Source organism: Burkholderia sp. BCC1999 (assembly GCF_905339975.1).
Taxonomy (GTDB): Bacteria; Pseudomonadota; Gammaproteobacteria; order Burkholderiales; family Burkholderiaceae; genus Burkholderia.
In genome coordinates this window covers 252,265-268,765 of the sequence record NZ_CAJPHP010000005.1, presented here as the reverse complement: position 1 = coordinate 268,765, position 16,501 = coordinate 252,265, and the positions used below count along the sequence as shown (strand labels likewise).

The window sequence follows — 16,501 nt, the reverse complement described above, 5'->3', positions numbered from 1 at the left end:
TGAAGGCCATCAGGATCGAATGGGGTTGTGTACGCAACGAATGCAGCAGGGTCGCGTCAGACGTACTCGGTCGGCACGGCCACCGGGCGCCGTTCGAGCGACGCCGACCACAGCGTGAGCGCGAGCGCCGCGACGGCCATCGCGACGCCGACCCACGGCAGGTTCACGAGCGACACGCCGGAGCCGATCGCCATCCCGCCGAGCCACGCGCCGGTCGCGTTGCCGAGGTTGAACGCACCCTGGTTCAGCGTGGACGCGAGGTTCGGCGCGTCGCTCGCGCGATCGACGATCATGATCTGCAGCGGCGGCACGATCGCGAACGCGAGGATGCCCCACACGAAGATCGTCGCGAGCGCGGCGAACGGTACGTGCATCGTGCCCGCGAACAGCGCGAGGACGACGCCGATCAGCCCGAGCGTCGCGATCAGCGACGGCATCCGGCGCCAGTCGGCGAGCTTGCCGCCGAGGGTGCCGCCGACCGTCAGCCCGAGGCCGAACAGCAGCAGTACGTAGGTGACCTGGCGCGGCGAGAAGCCCGTCACGTCCTCGAGGATCGGCGTGATGTACGTGAACACGCTGAACAGGCTCGCGGATGCGAGCACGCTGATGCCGAGCACCATCAGCACCTGCGGGTGCTTCAGCACGCTGAATTCGCGCGTGATGCTGGTGTCGGGCATCGCGAGGTTCTTCGGCAGGCACACCGCGAGCGCGGCGGCGGCGGCGATCCCGATGCCGGTGACGGCCCAGAATGTCGCGCGCCAGCCGAACGCCTGGCCGAGCGCGGTGCCGAGCGGCACGCCGAGCACGTTCGCGAGCGTGAGGCCGGTGAACATCAGCGCGATGGCTTGCGCGCGGCGGTTCGGCGCGACGAGGTTGCTCGCGACGACCGAGCCGATCCCGAAGAACGCGCCGTGGCAGAACGCGGTGACGACGCGCGCGGCCATCAGCACCGCGTAGCCCGGTGCGATCGCGCAGAACAGGTTGCCGGCGATGAACAGCCCGATCAGGCCCATCAGCGCGCGCTTGCGCGGCATCTTCGCGGTGACGATCGCGAGGATCGGCGCGCCGATCGTCACGCCGAGCGCGTAGCCCGACACGAGCATCCCGGCGGCCGGAATCGACACGCCGAGATCGCGCGCGACATTGGGCAGCAACCCCATGATCACGAATTCGGTGGTACCGATTCCAAATGCGGCAACGGCGAGGGCGAAAAGAGGTAAGGGCATCGCGGTAGGCTCGGGAAAGATGCCGCTCGAGCCGGGCGCAGGATGCGCGGGACGGGCGGTGGGTCAGTCGAATGACAGCCGCGATTCTACTTCAGTGAAAACCCCTACGCTTGGGGCCAAAACGGTTGTTGCTGGCGTGCGACGGGCCAGCAGGCGGAACGCTCACAGTGTGGGATTTCGAGGCGATTTGCCGCGTCGGGCCGAATCGGGGCCGGAGCGATGGCAACTGCCGGGCCGGCCATCACGCGACGCGTTCGGGCGCTTCACCGGGGAGGGCGTTCGACGCGCTCGACACGTCGACATCCGATTCCGCACTTGCAGGTGTCGAGGCTGCGCCGGCGGCTTCGATTGCGGCCGGATCGTTCCAGCCGTTCTCGAACAGGCATGCTTCGATCGGCATTCGCGCGGCCCAGCGCTCCTGTTCGAGCATCGGTTTCGCATAGAACGCGTCGACGTGCCCGACGCACAGCACGGCGATCGGCTTCGCGCCGTCGGGCATCCGCAGCAGCGTGCGCAGCGCCTCGACGTCGAACAGTGACACCCAGCCCATCCCGAGCCCTTCCGCGCGCGCCGCGAGCCACATGTTCTGGATCGCGCACGCGGCGGATGCCAGATCCATCTCCGGCAGCGTGCGGCGGCCGAACACGTGGCGCTCGCGGCCGTCGGCGAGCGCGACGACCAGCAGCTCGCCGCATTCGCGTACGCCTTCGACCTTGAGCCGCATGAATTCGTCCTGGCGCTCGCCGAGCGCATCGGCGGTCGCGCGGCGCTCGGCCTCGACCAGCGCGTGGATCGCGGTGCGCAGCGCGGGATCGCTGATGCGAATGAAGCGCCACGGCTGCATGAAGCCGACGCTCGGCGCATGGTGCGCCGCGCGCAGCAAGCGTGCGAGTACCGCCGGATCGACGGGCGCCGGTGTGAAGTGGCGCATGTCGCGCCGTTCGAAAATGGCGCGGTAGACCGCGGCGATGTCGGAGTCGTCGAAACGCATGAGCGGCGGAAGCTGGGGTGACATCGGCGCAACGATAGCAGACGGCACGCACGAAACGTTACTTCAACCGAAACAAAGCGCGGAATTGTTGATGAAGACGAGTGCAGTGCACAGCAACGAGAACAAGCAAACGATTGCGGATGCGCTGCAGGTCGTGAAACGCGTCGTTTTTCAGCGGTTTGCCGTCACGACGTTCTGCGGCGTCCCTGCATGCCACGCCTCGATGTTCAGCAGTGTGGTGTGCGCGATCTCGGCGAGCGCCTCGCGCGTGAAGAACGCCTGGTGCGACGTGACGATCACGTTCGGGAACGTCAGCAGGCGTGCGAGGACATCGTCCTGCAGCGGCAGATCGGAGTGATCCTCGAAGAACAGCCCGCTTTCCTCCTCGTACACGTCGAGCCCGAGGTGGCCGAGCTGGCCGCTCTTGAGCGCGTCGACCAGCGCCTGCGCATCGACGAGGCCGCCGCGACCGGTGTTGATCAGCATCGCGCCGTGCTTCATCCGCGCGAGCGTTCGTTCGTTGATCAGATGGTGCGTGGACGGCAGCAGCGGGCAGTGCAGGCTGACGATGTCGGCGTGGTGCAGCAACTCGTCGAGCTCGACGTAGCGCGCGCCGAACGCGATCAGCTCGTCGTTGTACGGCGGCACGGAGTGCGCGAGCACGTGCATCCCGAAGCCCATCATGATCTTCGCGAACACGCTGCCGATGATGCCGGTGCCGATCACGCCGACGGTCTTGCCGTGCAGGTCGAAGCCGAGCAGCCCGTTCAGCGAGAAATCGCCTTCGCGGGTGCGCGCGACCGCACGCGGCAGCCGGCGGTTGAGCGCCAGGATCAGCGCGACCGCGTGTTCGGCGACCGCATGCGGCGAATACGCGGGCACGCGCACGATCGTGATGCCGAGCCGCTCGGCGGCCGCGAGGTCGACATGGTTGAAGCCGGCCGAGCGCAGCGCGATCAGCCGCGTGCCGCCGTCGGCCAGCCGTTCGAGCACGGCCGCGTCGACGGTGTCGTTGACGAACGGGCACACGACTTCATAGCCGTGCGCGAGGATCGCGGTTTCCGCGTCGAGGTGCGACGGCTGGAAGTGCAGCCGATAGCCGAACTGCCGATTGGCGGCGGCAAACGAATCGTCGTCGTACTGCCGGCTGCTGAACAGGATCACGCGCACGCTGCACCTCCGATGGCTGACGCGCGCAGTTTACTGCAGCCCCGTGACGATGTCGGACCGTTCGGGCCCGCGCGGCGGCCGCAGGAAGCCGTAGTCCGTTTGGTCGCGAGGCGTTCGTGCGCTGAAGTGGTCCAGCGCATGTTCGACGAAGCTGCGTGTGCGGGCCGGCACGTACTGGCGGTTCGGGTAGACGAGCGACAGTTGCGTGTCGGGATCGTCGATCCGGTAGCCGGCCAGCAGCCGCACGAGCGTGCCGTTGTTGAGCGCGTCGGCGACGCACGGCTCGGGCAGCACCGCGATGCCGGCACCGGCCACGGCGGCTGCGTGGACCAGTGCGAGCTGGTTGACCGTGCACGCCGGTCGCACCGTGACCGAGTGCGCGACGCCGTCGTGGCCGACGAGCTGCCACGACGGCGCATGCTGGTGCGGCGCGAGCGTGACCCAGTCGTGGCCCGGCAGGTCGTCGGGGGCGCGCGGCTCGCCGCGCCGGTCGAGATAGGCCGGCGCCGCGCAGGCGACGAACGGATTCGGCGCGAGCGCATGGCCGATCAGCGACGGGTTGCCGTCGAGCCGGTTGCCCGTGACGATGCCGACGTCGTAACCCGAGTCGAGCACGTCGAGCGGCCCTTCGGCGACGGTCAGCTGCACGCGCAGCTCGGGGTAGCGGTGCCGGAAGCTGCTGACGAGCGGTGTCAGCGCCAGCGGCGACAGCAGCCCCGATGCGACGACGCGCAGCGTGCCGGCCGGTTCGCGCACGGCATGCGCGACGGACGACTCGAGGTGGTCGAATTCCTCGAGCAGCGCACGGCAACCGTCGAGGTAGCGTACGCCGGCCTCGGTGAGCGACAGGTTGCGCGTGGTGCGGTGGATCAGCCGGGTGTTCAGGTGGCCCTCGAGCATCGCGATCGAACGCGTGACGAGTGCATTGGACACGCCGAGATGGTGCGCCGCGCGCCGGAAGCTTTGCTGCTCGGCGACGCAGACGAATACACGCATGGTCTGAATCTGGTTCATGGCTTGCGTATTTCTGGCCCGGTTGATTGATTATGTTGTGATTTTTCGCCGCGCAACCCCGAAAGCGCATCGTGCGGCACCCAGTTCTCCCTCGTATCGAAAAATCGTTTCTTTCGATTCCGCAGACGATTGTTCAATACAGAACCGATATCCGTCAACCTGAGAAAAGGGGCGGGTTGCGGAAAATCGAAATCGCGGGTAACGGTTAAACGCCGCGGTGCAACACGTGCGTGGCGTGCAAAACTGACGCGGTATTGGAATATACGCTCGTGTGATAAATATTTTGCATATTAATCAATAGGTTGTTAGCTGCATGGATGGCTCTGGTTCGTTAATTTCCGGAGTCGTGCCCCAATACATGCAACGATAATGGATGTTTTGCGGGGGTGTGCCGGTATTGCGTATCGCATTCAGCGCGGCGGTTTTTATCGGGCGGCCGGTCTATTGTGTTCGACGCGAAAGTTGACGTAAACCGTCGGCATCGGCGAATCGCGGCGTTATTGGCGAAGAAAATCATGCGTACGGAAGCCGAATGGAACCGTTTCGCAACCGGTCCACAATCCTTTTTCAATCGGAATGGCCATCGCGCAATACGCACGCGGCCGGCTGGCCCGGTCCGGCGACCGGGCCACCGTCGCGCTGTCCGGCCGCGCGTGCCTCTTGCGCGAGGCCGCGGAACGCGGAATGATCGATCAGTTCGCCATGCAGTGTGGCGAGCGCTCGTGCATTTCCTTTCCTCACCTCTTGCCAACCATGTCCATCGATTACTCGCCGATTCCCTGTCCCGTCGTCGTGCCGCTCGACGCGATCCTGCCCGAAGAACCGCTGCTGATGATGGGGGCCGGCCCGGTTCCGATCCCGGCCGCCGTCGCGAAGGCGAACACGGTCGTGATCAACCACCTCGGCGCGACGATGGCGAAGATCATCGAGCAGGTGAAGGAGATGGCGCGCTACGTGTTCCAGACCCGCACGAAGTGGGTGCTCGGCGTCGCGGGCCCCGGCTCGGCCGCGATGGAGATGGCGATCTCGAACCTCGCCTGGCGCGGTACGCGCGTGCTGTCGATCCGCAACGGCTTCTTCAGCGCGCGGATGGCCGAGATGGCCACGCGCGTCGGCGCCGACGTCGCGACGCTCGAAGTGGCCGACCGCGCGGTCGCGAGCCTCGACGAGATCGCGGATGCGATCGCGCGCGAGCGGCCCGAGATCGTCACGATCGTGCAGGGCGAGACGTCGAACACGGTGTGGAACCGCGACCTGCGCGACATCGCGGCGCTCGCGAAGGCGGCCGGCGCACTGGTCGTCGTCGACGCGGTGTGCACGCTGTCGACGATGCCGCTCGAGATGGACGCGTGGGGCATCGATGCGGTGATCACCGGCGGCCAGAAGGGGCTGTCGTCGATCCCGGGCGTGTCGCTGATCGCTTTCTCCGATGCCGCGTGGGAGCGCATGAAGCATCGCACGGAGCCGAACGCGCACTGGTGCCTCGACATGGCGCTCGCGGAGAACTTCTGGCACAACGCCGGCTATCACTACACGGCGCCCGTGTCCGGTGTGCTCGCGCTGCACGAGGCGCTGCGGCTCGTCTGCGCGGAGACGCTCGAAAGCCGCTTCGCACGCCATCTGCGCTGCTCGCTCGCGCTGCAGGCGGGCGTCGAGTCGATGGGGCTCAAGCTCTATGCGCCGAAGGACTGCCGGCTCAATTCGGTGGTCGGGATCGAGACGCCGGAAGGGCTGACGCCGGGAATGGTCTGCGGCCATATCTCGAAGCAGTACCAGGTCGAGATCTCGGGCTCGTTCGGCTTGCCGATCGTGCGGATCGGGCAGATGGGCGAGCAGTGCCGCGAACACAACCTGTTCCGTACGCTGCACGCGTTCGGCCGCACGATGGTCGACCTGAAGGTGCCGGTCGACCTGCCGGCCGGCGTCGCGGCGCTCGAGCAGGAACTGTCGCAGCGCGGCGCGTAAGCGGGAAAGCGAGGAAAGGGGCCGCGCTCAGCGGCCCTGCATCGCGCGCCGGTACGTATTCGGCGTCGTGCCGTGCGCATCGCGAAAGCGGTGGCTGAAGTGCCCGGCGTTCGCGTAGCCGCAGTCGGCTGCGACCTGTGCGAGCGGCAGCGCCGTCGTGCGCAGCAATTCACGCGCCCGGGCGAGGCGCTGCTCGGCCACCCACGCGTGCGGCGCCCGGCCGAACGACAGTCGGAACATCCGCGAGAAGTGGTATTCGGACAGCGCGGCGACCTCGGCCAGTTCGCCGAGCGTCAACGGCTGCGTGAGATACGTGTCGATATAGTCGCGCACGCGGCGGCGCACGGCAGGCGCGAGCCCGCCGCGGAACGTCGTGTCGGTGCGCGTCGTGCTCTGCCCGCGCAGCAGCAGGCTCAGCACCTCGTGCGCGGTCTCGTTCACGCGCAGCCGCTCGTCGGCATCGTCCCAGCCGTCGAGCGCGAGCGAGCGCAGCAGCGTCGCGACGCGCGCATCCTCGAAATAGGTGCGATCGGCGAGCTTCAGCTCGCGCGGCTCGCGGTCGAGCTCGCGGATCGCGCGCTGCGTGAAGTGTTCGGGCAGGAAATACAGGTGGATGAAGTGCATCTCGCCGCGCACCCACCAGCGCGATTCATGGTCGCCCGGCAGCGCGCACAGCAGGCTCGGCGCGCCGTAGCGCGGCACGCGTTGGCGCTCGGTCCGATAGCCGCCGTCGAGGTAGCACGACAGCGTGTGGTGGCCGGGCTGCTCGTAGACCGTCTCGCTTTCGTCGGTGATCCGCGTCCATTCGGCGATCGCCAGATGGTCGCCGAGCCACGCAAAGCGCTCGAGCGTCGCGTTCGCGTCGGCGAGCGTGCGGCAGACCGACTGCAGGCCGAACGGCAGATCGCCGCCGGCCAGGGCGGCGGCGTGGTCGACGGGTGGAGCGGAGAGGGAGAAGCTCATGATGCGCCGAGTATAAGCGGGCGCGTGGGGGCGCGTGCGGCGTGCCGAAAAAGACCGCAATTCCGGACAATCGGCCCGCGCCGCGCGGCGGCATAGTCGGGATCCCGATTCACCCGATTTTCCGGATTGCCGCCATGAACCTGTCGCTTTATTTCGTCACTGTGCTGATCTGGGGCACCACCTGGATCGCGATCAAGTGGCAGCTCGGCTCGGTGCCGCCGCCCGTGTCGATCGCGTGGCGCTTCTGGTTCGCGGCCGTCGTGCTGTTCGCGCTGCTGCGCGTGATGCGCCGGCCGGTGCGTCCGCCACGCGAAGCGTGGCGCTTTCTCTTCGCGCAGGGCTTCGCGCTGTTCTGCCTGAACTTCCTGTGTTTCTACTACGCGGAGCAGGTCGTGCCGAGCGGCCTCGTCGCGGTGATCTTCTCGACCGCGCCGCTCCTGAACTCGATCAACGGACGGCTGTTCATGGGCCGTCCGCTGCGGCCGTCGGCGATCGCCGGTGCCTTGCTCGGGCTGACCGGCATCGCGTGCCTGTTCTGGCAGCAGATGGCTGGCCATCTCGACGATCATGCGACCTGGACGGGGCTCGCGATCGCCTTCGCGGGCACGATGTGCTTCTCGATCGGCAACCTGCTGTCGAGCCGGATGCAGTCGATGGGGCTGCACCCGCTCGTGACCAACGGCTGGGCGATGCTGATCGGCGCGGCGATCCTGACCGTTGGCAGCGTGGTGGCCGGGATGCCGTTCACGCTCGACACGAGCCCGCGCTATCTCGGCGCGCTCGTGTACCTGGCCGTACCGGGCTCGGTGATCGGCTTCACCGCGTACCTGACACTCGTCGGCCGGATCGGGCCGGAGCGCGCCGCGTACTGCACGGTGCTGTTCCCGATCGTCGCGCTGGCCGTGTCGACGGTGTTCGAGGGCTACCAGTGGTCGCCGCTCGCGGTGGTCGGGCTGCTGCTCGTGGTAGCCGGCAATCTCGTCGCGTTCGACCTGACACGCCGGCTGTTTCTGCGGACGGCGTGACGGATGATGGGAGGGGGCGGGGTCGCCGGCCCGGCCACCTGATTTGGTTGTCATGGTTGACTTGGTTTCGATTCGAGCCTAGGCTTGAGCTTCCGGTCGTACAAGGAGGCGGTGATGGTCAGGCAGGCTCATGCGCTTGAAGGCGCGGCTGTGGTTCTCGATGTCGAGACCGAGGAGGCGCTGCGAAGCGCCGTCGGCGCCGCGACCATGCTCGGGCCCGATCGCGCTCGGGCGCTGCTCAGGCTGTCGGACGAACAGCTCGGGCACTTGTTCAAGGTCGGCATCGCCCAGGTCATCGATCTGGCCGGCACGATCACGTTCGGCATCGCAGCCGCTGCTACTCGCGACAGGCAGCCATCCGTTCACACGAAACAGCATGCGAAGCCGGCGGCGCGCGCGGATGCCGCGGCCGCCGATTTCGAGCAGCGCGCGCTGGCAGAACGGCGGGCGCTCGTCTCGAAGGGCGCGCTGCTGCCGGCCGCGGAGATCTGGGCGGGGCTCGGCATGACTCGGCAGGCGCTCAGCAAGGCAGTCGTGTCGGGGCGCATCTTCACGGTCGACGTGGGGGCGGCGCAGTACTACCCGACCTTTTATCTGACGGGCGATGTCGATCGCAAGACGCTGGGAAAGGTGACGCAATGCCTGGGGGATTTGCCGGGGTGGAGCAAATGGCAGTTCTTCACGACGCCCAAGGCGTCTCTTGGCAACGTCACGCCGCTGAAAGCACTGTCGCAGGGGAGGCTCGCCGAGGTCGAGCGTGCCGCGGCGGCGTTTGTGGAACGCTAGGAGGTGCGGTTGACGTTGAGGCCGCCGAGCGAACACTTCGCGAATGCGACGCTGGTTACGCGGACGATTCCGCCGGCGGCGCTGGTGCGCGTTTCCCGATATGAGACGGGCGAGCCGTACTTCGGCAAGTCGGGCGGCAACCGTTTCGACGACCCGCGCAAGCGGCGCCGGTATGGCACCAGCTATTTCGGTTTCGACCTGCAGTGTGCGTTCGCAGAGACGGTGCTGCACGACGAAGTCGCGGATCTCGCCGTTGGCGGCTTTCCGCTCGTGACGACCGAGCTTGAGCGCTTCGTGCTGTCGTTCACCGGCTCGCCTCTGACGGTGGCCGTCCGGCACGGCTTGCCGCTGAAAAACCTTGGCGGCGACGGCGCGCTGTCGACCGTCGTACCGTACGACATACCGCAGCAATGGTCGCTCGCCGTGCACGGGCATGGCCGCCGGGTCGACGGCTTTCTGTATATGTCACGCCATCTCAACACGTCGGAAGCGCTCGTGCTTTTCGATCGTGCCGCACCGAAACTCAGGCTCGAGCGCGCCGTTCCGTTTCGGCACCACGTCGAGGCTGCTCGCGTGCTGCGGGACTTCAACATATTGCCGCGTTAAGTCACGTCAAGCCGTGTATCGCCGGCTGCCCGGCTATGGGCCGCGGGCCGCGGCCCGTCGGAAGGAAGGTTCGCGCGATTTCTCGCGGTCCGTACGCTCAGGCCGCAGCGCCGCTCCCCGCCACGCGCGCCTGCCGCTGGTACAGCACCATCGACAGTGCGACGCCTGCAGCGGCCGCCACCGCCGCGAACAGGAACACCTGCGGATAGCCGAACGCGCCCGCGACATAGCCGGCGAGCGGGCCCGTGATGCCGAGCGACAGGTCGAGGAACACCGAATACGCGGACAGCGCCGCGCCGCGGCTCGCGGGTGGCACGAGCGCGACGGCCTCGACGCCGAGCGCCGGGAAGATCAGCGCGAAGCCGAAACCCGTCAGCGCGGCGCCGACGAGCGCGATGTGCGGCACCGGCGCGAGCCACAGCAGCAACAGGCCCGAACATTCGAATGCGAACGACACGATCGCGACGCGGAAGCCGCCGTAGGTCTTGATCGTGTTCGCGAACAACAGGCGCGCGCCGATGAACAGCGTGCCGAACACGGTCAGCGACAGTGCTGCGTTCGGCCAGTGGCGTGCCGCGTAGTACAGCGTGACGAAGGTTGCGATCGAGCCGAAGCCGGCCGAGCCGAGCGCCAGGCCGAGGCCGTGCGGCAGCACGCGCGTGAACACGCTCGCATACGACATCCGTTCGCCGTGCACGAGCGGCACCGAAGCGATCAGGCGCGCGAGGTAGAAGCCGATCGCGGCCAGCGCGATCACGATCACGCCGATCAGCGCCGGATTCAGCGTATTCGCGATCGCGACGCCGACCGGTGCGCCGAGCGCGAGCGCGCCATAGGTCGCGATGCCGTTCCACGAGATCACCTTCGCGTTGTGCGTGACGCCGACGCGGCCGATGCCCCACAGGATCGCGCCGGTGCCGCACAGGCTTTCGCCGACGCCGAGCACGAGCCGGCTCGCGACCAGCAGCACGAGGCTCGCGACCGGCCAGTGCGCGAGCAGCAGCGCGACGAGCAGCAGCACACCCGACGCGCCGCAGCCGATCAGCCCGCGCAGCACCGTCTGCTTCGGGCCGAGCGTATCGGCGAGGCGCCCGGCGAGCGGCCGCGATGCGAGCGTCGCGAAGTACTGGACGCTGATCGCACCGCCCGCGACGATCGCGGAAAAACCGAGGTCGTCATGGACGAAGCCCGGCAGCACCGCGAGCGGCAGGCCGATGGTCAGGTAGCAGATGAACGTGAAGCAGACGACGGACACGATTTGCAGCGTGACCGCGAACCCGCTGCGCGGCGGTGTGGCGGAATCGGTTGACATGGGGTCGGAACGAATGAACGAAACGAACGGAAGACGGCGAAAAAGGGAATCGGGATTTTCCCATGGAACCGGTTTTCACGCAGGTACCATTTAGTTAATCGCGACCTTTTTTCGACGTTGGAGGACGGTGGCGGGGGCGTCGCGAACGGGCTCAGAGCGCCATGCGCAAAGGGCTGCGGGCGGCCCCGGCGCTCATATCGCGGCAGTTATATGGGCCCCATGCGTGATGGGCTATGGGTTGCGGAATTTGATGGTGATAGCGTGCAAACTGTCAGAAAAACGTCGGTCAGGCGCTCCGCGCAGGCCGCCTTGCCCCCCATTTGAAGAACCATCGAGACATGAGTGAGCCGATTCGCTTCTACCATCGTCACGCGATCCGCGAAGTCAGCGGCGCGGACGTTACCCGCACCGTGCTGCAATACCTGCGCGAGGACGCGCATTGCACCGGCACCAAGGAAGGCTGCGCGGAAGGCGACTGCGGCGCGTGCACGGTCGTCGTCGGCGAGCTGACCGACGCCGGCGCGGTCGAGTTCAAGGCCGTCAACGCGTGCATCCAGTTCCTGCCGACGCTCGACGGCAAGGCGCTGCTGACGGTCGAGGACCTGCGCCAGCCGGACGGTGCGCTGCACCCGGTGCAGCAGGCGATGGTCGATTGCCACGGTTCGCAATGCGGGTTCTGCACGCCCGGCTTCGTGATGTCGATGTGGGCGCTGTACGAGAAGCACGGCCACGAAGGCTGCGCCGCCACGTGCACGAAGGCGAAGGACGTGCCGCCGCGCACCGAGATCGCCGATGCGCTGACCGGCAACCTGTGCCGCTGCACCGGCTATCGCCCGATCGTCGATGCGGCCGTGCAGATGTTCGACGCGCCGGCGCCGTCGGCACCGGTCGATACGGCCGCGCTGGCCCGCACGCTCGCGTCGCTCAAGCGCGACGACACGTTCGACTACACGACGATCAACGGCGCGCGCTTCGCGGCGCCGCGCACGCTCGACGCGCTGGCCGCGCTGAAGGTCGAGCGCCCCGACGCGCGCCTGCTCGCGGGCAGCACCGACATCGGCTTGTGGGTCACGAAGCAGATGCGCCGGCTCGACGACCTGATCTACATCGGCCAGATCGCCGAACTGCAGCGCCTCGTGGAACGCGGCGACTGGATCGAGATCGGCGCGGGCGTGACGGTCGAGAAGGCGTATGCGGCGCTGGCCGGCACGTACCCGGAACTGACCGAGATGTGGAAGCGCTTCGCGTCGCTGCCGATCCGCAACGCGGGCACGATCGGCGGCAACGTCGCGAACGGCTCGCCGATCGGCGATTCGATGCCGGGCCTGATCGCGCTCGGCGCACGCGTCGTGCTGCGCGGCGGCGACACGGTGCGCGAGCTGCCGCTCGAGGCGCTGTACACGGGCTACCAGCAGAAGGACATGGCGCCGCACGAATTCGTCGTCGGCCTGAAGGTGCCGACCCGCACCGGCGCGCGCGAGAAGCTGCAGTTCCGCACCTACAAGCTGTCGAAGCGGTTCGACTCGGACATCTCGGCCGTGTGCGCGGCGTTCGCGTTTATCGCGGACGGCGACACGATCCGCGAGCCGCGCATCGCGTTCGGCGGGATGGCCGCGACGCCGAAGCGTGGAGCCAACACGGAAGCCGTGCTCGACGGCGCGCAGTGGCACGAAGCCACCGCGCAGGCCGCGATGCAGGCGCTCGAGCGCGACTACCAGCCGCTGTCCGACATGCGCGCGACGAGCACGTACCGCCTCGATACCGCGAAGAACCTGATGTACCGATTCTGGCTGGAGACGCGCCCGCATGACCCGCTGCCGCCGCAAGCCCTGAATGTGCGTGAAGTGGCCGCCGAAGCCGGCGCCGGCGCGGCGCGCGTCTGAAGACGGAGAACACCGAAAATGAACCAGCAAGCAGAACCGTTCCTGAGCACCCTCGACCCGCAAGCCGATGCGGCGCAGGTCCACGTGTCGCGCGCGCACGAATCCGCGCACCTGCACGTCAGCGGGCGTGCCACCTACACCGATGACATTCCGGTCGTCGCGGGCACGCTGCACGCGGCGCTCGGCCTGTCGGCGAAGCCACACGCGAAGATCGTGTCGATGAACTTCGACGCGGTGCGCGCGACGCCGGGCGTGGTCGCCGTGTTCACGGCCGACGACATCCCGGGTGTCAACGATTGCGGCCCGATCATCCACGACGACCCGGTGCTCGCGAAGGGCATCGTGCAGTTCGTCGGCCAGCCGATGTTCATCGTCGTCGCGACGTCGCATGAAACCGCGCGGCTCGCCGCGCGCCGCGCGCAGGTCGACTACGAGGAACTGCCGGCGATCCTGACCGCGCAGGAAGCGCGCGCAGCCGAAACCTACGTGATCCCGCCGCTGAAGCTCGCACGCGGCGACGCGGCCGCACGGCTCGCCGTCGCGCCGCACCGCGAGTCGGGCGAGATGCTGCTCGGTGGCCAGGAGCAGTTCTACCTGGAAGGCCAGATCGCGTACGCGGTGCCGAAGGACGACGACGGGATGCACGTGTACTGCTCGACGCAGCACCCGAGCGAAATGCAGCACCTCGTCGCGCACGTGCTCGGCGTCGCGTCGCACAACGTGCTCGTCGAATGCCGCCGGATGGGCGGCGGGTTCGGCGGCAAGGAATCGCAGTCGGGCCTGTTCGCGTGCTGCGCGGCGCTCGCCGCGTGGAAGCTGCTGTGCCCGGTGAAGCTGCGCCCGGACCGCGACGACGACATGATGATCACCGGCAAGCGGCACGATTTCCATTACCGCTTCGACGTCGGCTACGACGACGACGGCCGCATCGACGGCGTGGCGCTCGACATGACGTCGCGCTGCGGTTTCTCGGCCGACCTGTCGGGCCCGGTGATGACGCGCGCGGTGTGCCACTTCGACAACGCGTACTGGCTCGGCGACGTCGACATCGCCGGCTACTGCGGCAAGACCAACACGCAGTCGAACACCGCGTTCCGCGGCTTCGGCGGCCCGCAGGGCGCGTTCGCGATCGAGTACATCCTCGACGACGTCGCGCGTTCGCTCGACCGCGATCCGCTCGATGTCCGCTATGCGAACCTGTACGGCAAGACCGAACGCAACGTGACGCCGTACGGGCAGACCGTCGAGGACAACGTGCTGCAGGAACTGCTTGGCGAACTCGAGGCGACGAGCGACTACCGCGCCCGGCGCGCGGGCGTGCGCGAATTCAACGCGCGCAACACGGTGCTGAAGAAGGGCATCGCGATCACGCCGGTGAAGTTCGGCATTGCATTCAACGTCACGCACTTCAACCAGGCCGGCGCGCTGGTGCACATCTATACCGACGGCTCGGTGCTCGTGAACCACGGCGGCACCGAGATGGGGCAGGGGCTCAACACGAAGGTCGCGCAGGTCGTCGCGCATGAGCTCGGCATCCGCTTCGGCCGGATCCGCGTGACGGCGACCGACACGAGCAAGGTCGCGAACACGTCCGCGACGGCGGCGTCGACGGGTTCGGACCTGAACGGCAAGGCCGCGCAGGATGCGGCGCGCCAGCTGCGCGAGCGGCTCGCGGTGTTCGCGGCGAAGCAGTTCGGCGACGGCAAGGTCGATGCGGCGGACGTGAAGTTCGGCAACGACTTCGTGTCGGTCGGCGGCCACAACGTGCCGTTCGGCGAAGTGATCGCGAAGGCATACCTCGCGCGCGTGCAGCTGTGGTCCGACGGTTTCTACGCGACGCCGAAGCTGTACTGGGATCAGTCGAAGCTGCAGGGCCGGCCGTTCTACTACTACTCGTACGGCGCGGCCGTGTCGGAAGTCGTGATCGACACGCTGACGGGCGAGATGCGCACGCTGCGCGTCGATGCGCTGCACGACGTGGGCGCGTCGCTGAACCCGGCACTCGACGTCGGCCAGGTCGAAGGCGCGTTCATCCAGGGGATGGGCTGGCTGACGACCGAGGAGCTGTGGTGGAACAAGGGCGGCAAGCTGATGACGCACGCGCCGTCGACGTACAAGATCCCGACGGTGAACGACACGCCGCCCGAGTTCAACGTGCTGCTGTTCAAGAACCGCAACGTCGAGGACAGCATCCACCGTTCGAAGGCCGTTGGCGAGCCGCCGCTGCTGCTGCCGTTCTCGGTGTTCTTCGCGGTGCGCGACGCGGTGGCCGCGGTCGGCGACTACCAGGTGAACCCGCCGCTCGACGCGCCGGCCACCGGCGAGTCGATCCTGCGTGCGATCAGTGCGGTGCGTGCTGCGCGCGCAACGGCAGGCTGAGATGAAACGACCCTCCCATCTCCCGATGGCTTGTTCCGGTGCGTGTGGGGCGGCCCGGCGGAGACTGACATGAACGGCCCCGCACGCTCGCTTCGCACCGTGCCGATCCCCGCGCTCGCGCAGGGCACCGGCCAGCGCAATCGCGCGACCGGTACGCCCGCGCCGATGCACATCGTGCTGTTCGGCGCGGGGCACGTCGGTCACGCGCTCGTCACGCTGCTCGGCGCGTTGCCGTGTGTCGTGCAGTGGGTCGATACGCGCGACGAGCTGTTCCCGGACGAATGTCCGCCGAACGTGCAGCCGGAGCCGACCGACACGCCGGAGGCCGTCGTCGACGCGGCGCCGCCCGGTGCGTACTTCCTCGTGATGACGCACAACCACGCGCTCGACTTCTCGCTCGCCGCGCAGATCATGCGGCGGCGCGATTACGCGTACTTCGGGATGATCGGCTCGCGCACCAAGCGCGTGAAGTTCGAGCGCCGGCTCGCGGCGCGCGGCGTCGATCCGGCGCGGCTCGTGGAGATGGTGTGCCCGATCGGTGTCGCGGGCATCGTCGACAAGGCGCCGGGCGCGATCGCGGTGGCCGTGTGCGCGGAGCTGCTGCAGGCGCGCTCGGGCATGCCGGTGGCCGATGCGAAGGCGGTAGCGGCCGGGCGCGCACGCGACGAGGTGTCCTGCTCGCGGTAACACCGCGCGGCCGGCGCACGGCCGCGCGTTTTTGCATACACTGCACGGCAACGCGCGGCATCGGGCTGCGCCTTTCCGTGCACGCACCATGTCCGATCACCCGATCTATCTCGACACGCTCGATGCGAGCCTCGTCGCCATCGAGCGCTGGCTGTCCGGCCTCGATACCGCGCCCGCGGCACTCGACGCGCTGCTCACCGCGTTTTCCCCCGACTTCACGATGATCCTGACCGATGGTCGCGTCGTCGACCATGACGGCACGCGCGCGCTGTTCGCGAAGCTCGCCGGCGCGAAGCCGGGGCTGCGCATCACGCTGTCGGAGACCCGCGTGCTCGCGGCCGACGCATCGCATGCGGTGATCACCTATCTCGAAGCGCAGCACGCGGCATCGGGCGAGCTGCCCGCGCGCCGCGCGACGGCCGTGTTCGAACGCGACGCGGCGGGCGTCGTGCGCTGGACCCATCTGCAGGAAACCTTCTGCACGGCCTGAGCGG

The 16,501-nt window shown here is 67.9% G+C and carries 14 protein-coding genes; 8 read left to right on the top strand and 6 right to left on the bottom strand.

The annotated features are described in order from the left end of the window. Window positions 1-56 precede the first annotated feature (56 nt). From U5809_RS09445 to U5809_RS09430, 4 genes are all read right to left on the bottom strand, one after another. On the bottom strand, window positions 57-1,226 hold the full coding sequence (locus U5809_RS09445) for an MFS transporter (RefSeq protein ID WP_322086273.1): 1,170 nt from the start codon (window positions 1,224-1,226) through the stop codon (window positions 57-59). A 241-nt stretch (window positions 1,227-1,467) separates the two neighbouring features. Beyond that, the gene (gene bluB, locus U5809_RS09440; protein ID WP_322086325.1) at window positions 1,468-2,217 is read right to left on the bottom strand and encodes a 5,6-dimethylbenzimidazole synthase; all 750 of its coding nucleotides are present in this window, start codon (window positions 2,215-2,217) and stop codon (window positions 1,468-1,470) included. 171 nt (window positions 2,218-2,388) lie between these two features. Next, a complete protein-coding gene (locus U5809_RS09435; RefSeq protein WP_322086272.1) occupies window positions 2,389-3,387 on the bottom strand; it encodes a 2-hydroxyacid dehydrogenase in 999 nt (332 codons plus the stop codon). A 30-nt stretch (window positions 3,388-3,417) separates the two neighbouring features. Further along, window positions 3,418-4,401, bottom strand: a complete 984-nt coding sequence (locus tag U5809_RS09430) for a LysR family transcriptional regulator (protein WP_322086271.1) — start codon at window positions 4,399-4,401, stop codon at window positions 3,418-3,420. A 753-nt stretch (window positions 4,402-5,154) separates the two neighbouring features. Between U5809_RS09430 and U5809_RS09425 the strand changes: the two genes are divergently transcribed. Beyond that, window positions 5,155-6,366: a pyridoxal-phosphate-dependent aminotransferase family protein gene (locus U5809_RS09425; protein ID WP_176049456.1), complete on the top strand. Its 1,212-nt coding sequence runs from the start codon at window positions 5,155-5,157 to the stop codon at window positions 6,364-6,366. Between the two features lie 27 nt (window positions 6,367-6,393). Here the strand turns inward: U5809_RS09425 and U5809_RS09420 are convergent, their stop codons facing one another. Continuing rightward, window positions 6,394-7,329 (bottom strand): AraC family transcriptional regulator, encoded by a 936-nt coding sequence (locus tag U5809_RS09420; protein ID WP_256085622.1) that lies wholly within the window; start codon window positions 7,327-7,329, stop codon window positions 6,394-6,396. Between the two features lie 134 nt (window positions 7,330-7,463). Here U5809_RS09420 and U5809_RS09415 point away from each other — a divergent pair, with 134 nt between their 5' ends. The 3 genes from U5809_RS09415 (at window position 7,464) to U5809_RS09405 (ending at window position 9,746) form a co-directional block, all read left to right on the top strand. Then, window positions 7,464-8,354: a DMT family transporter gene (locus U5809_RS09415; RefSeq protein ID WP_322086270.1), complete on the top strand. Its 891-nt coding sequence runs from the start codon at window positions 7,464-7,466 to the stop codon at window positions 8,352-8,354. 114 nt (window positions 8,355-8,468) lie between these two features. Then, entirely contained in the window at window positions 8,469-9,140 is a 672-nt protein-coding gene (locus tag U5809_RS09410) for a hypothetical protein (protein ID WP_415877937.1), read from the top strand. A 9-nt stretch (window positions 9,141-9,149) separates the two neighbouring features. After that, window positions 9,150-9,746 (top strand): RES family NAD+ phosphorylase, encoded by a 597-nt coding sequence (locus U5809_RS09405; RefSeq protein WP_322086268.1) that lies wholly within the window; start codon window positions 9,150-9,152, stop codon window positions 9,744-9,746. Window positions 9,747-9,843: 97 nt separating this feature from the next. On the opposite strand, the gene U5809_RS09400 is transcribed toward U5809_RS09405, so the two are convergent. Then, complete coding sequence (locus tag U5809_RS09400) at window positions 9,844-11,058, bottom strand: MFS transporter (RefSeq protein WP_176049453.1); 1,215 nt, start codon at window positions 11,056-11,058, stop codon at window positions 9,844-9,846. Between the two features lie 338 nt (window positions 11,059-11,396). Between U5809_RS09400 and xdhA the strand changes: the two genes are divergently transcribed. The 4 genes from xdhA (at window position 11,397) to U5809_RS09380 (ending at window position 16,497) form a co-directional block, all read left to right on the top strand. After that, window positions 11,397-12,941, top strand: a complete 1,545-nt coding sequence (gene xdhA, locus U5809_RS09395) for a xanthine dehydrogenase small subunit (RefSeq protein WP_322086267.1) — start codon at window positions 11,397-11,399, stop codon at window positions 12,939-12,941. 18 nt (window positions 12,942-12,959) lie between these two features. Continuing rightward, window positions 12,960-15,320, top strand: a complete 2,361-nt coding sequence (xdhB, locus tag U5809_RS09390; protein ID WP_176049451.1) for a xanthine dehydrogenase molybdopterin binding subunit — start codon at window positions 12,960-12,962, stop codon at window positions 15,318-15,320. 69 nt (window positions 15,321-15,389) lie between these two features. Beyond that, window positions 15,390-16,007 (top strand): xanthine dehydrogenase accessory protein XdhC, encoded by a 618-nt coding sequence (gene xdhC, locus U5809_RS09385; RefSeq protein WP_282506822.1) that lies wholly within the window; start codon window positions 15,390-15,392, stop codon window positions 16,005-16,007. 88 nt (window positions 16,008-16,095) lie between these two features. Beyond that, window positions 16,096-16,497, top strand: coding sequence for a nuclear transport factor 2 family protein (locus tag U5809_RS09380; protein ID WP_322086266.1), 402 nt, complete (start codon window positions 16,096-16,098; stop codon window positions 16,495-16,497). Window positions 16,498-16,501: the final 4 nt, after the last annotated feature.